This window comes from Pedobacter psychroterrae (genome assembly GCF_004331695.1).
Taxonomy (GTDB): domain Bacteria; phylum Bacteroidota; class Bacteroidia; order Sphingobacteriales; family Sphingobacteriaceae; genus Pedobacter; species Pedobacter psychroterrae.
Genome location: NZ_SJSL01000015.1, coordinates 1 through 1,626 on the forward strand (window position 1 = coordinate 1; position 1,626 = coordinate 1,626).

1 rRNA gene is annotated in these 1,626 nt (G+C 35.5%); it reads left to right on the plus strand.

Features of this window, described 5'->3' with window-relative positions:
- Positions 1–101: ribosomal RNA gene (gene rrf, locus EZ437_RS21480) — 5S ribosomal RNA — on the plus strand; the annotation flags it as partial.
- Positions 102–1,626 lie beyond the last annotated feature (1,525 nt).

Genomic DNA, 1,626 nt, shown 5'->3' on the forward strand with positions numbered 1-1,626 from the left:
TATCGGTGGTGTCCACCTCTTCCCATTCCGAACAGAGAAGTTAAGCCCACCAGAGCCGATGGTACTGCGGTAACACGTGGGAGAGTAGGTCGGTGCCAAATCTTAAAGAAAGCCTGTAGTAGAAATACTACAGGCTTTTCTTGTATATAAAAATCCCCTCCTAAACCCTAAACCAAACAGGGACAATAGAATAAAGACTTAAAGGTAATTCATTGGCACTGCTAAAGACGCTTCAATGGCAAAGTCCAACCACACCGATCCATTCAGACACAACAAAACAATGCAAAGTCTGTAGAAGAAATGATAGAAAATAGTATGGGACTCATTTTTTTGATAGCTAGCCTTAAAAACTAACTTTAAAGTTAATAAGAGATTTTAATTTCAATTTAATGTAAAAACCAAGCTAACCTTAAAATTACGCAATTTTAAGGTTAGCTTGGTTTTTTTCTTATTTAGATATGCGATATAAAATCCTGATCGTGCTAAGCCCAAGAATGATCTTTCCGATTTACCCATAGATATCTTAAACTTAGTGAAGATCTTGACGTATACAGGCTATTAGGTAGTTCAAAAGCTATTCTGGCTCGTCTACAGCGGAGAAGTATCGCTATCCAAACCAAGGTTTGCTGATCAATTCAATAAGTTTACAGGAGGCAAAAGGATCAAGTGCAATTGAAATATTTTACAACCGATGATGAATTATATAAGGTATATAGCGAAGATCGGGCGAAGCAATTGGATGAATCTGTCATCGCAATACTCAATTTACACAAATTTATATTAAGGAAGGCGTAGTAGTGGACCAAATGCAGATAAAGTGTTTTATATGCCACCTAGAGGAAAAGGAACAATTTAAGTAAACTGAAGAACCTGATGGATTTTCTCAATGATAATTTTAAATGCTCAATAGATCCTTTATTGAAAATATCTTGATCGTTTGGCAAATATGGGTATTCTTGAGAAGAGAATTATGTAGGGCAACAGCTATTATCTTAATTTGGAATTGTATAGGATTTTGTCAGAATAGATCGCTTAAGGTATTTTTCTTTTGATTTATTGTGATCATCTGGTTGCTGAATGAAGCTCATTGTAATTACTTTTGATTTTTTCTAGTTGTTTATCATAGTGTTATGGATTATTTGGGGATAAATGTTTGGATTAGTTTGTTTGGGTTGGAATTTTTTCTACTTTTGCATCCCGCTTCGGAGGAAGATTAGGGGATGAAGGTTGAAGGGGATGAAGGTTGATTGGTTAATTGAAAGCAGGGGTTATTGTCACTTTAATACCGGGTAAAAAAATGCCTGGGGATAAAAGAAAAAAAGTTTTAAAAAAAGCTTGACAATGTTAAAAAGATTCTTACCTTTGCAGTCCCAACAAAACGGGGATTTACTAGACGGAGTTTGGTAAAGATAAACAAGATTGAAACGTTGAGGATTCGAAACAGATACGGGGAAGAATAAGACCTGGTAGCAACAGAGAATGGTAAGCGAAGATATATAGAAGAAGATCCGTGAGGTGATTCGATAAGTTCATTAAAGAGATGTCATTTATAGCGTAGCGGGGTATTGAGTACAGATTCAAAGTACATGAATACCTGGACTACATTTTAAGTTAAGTTCTATCAGA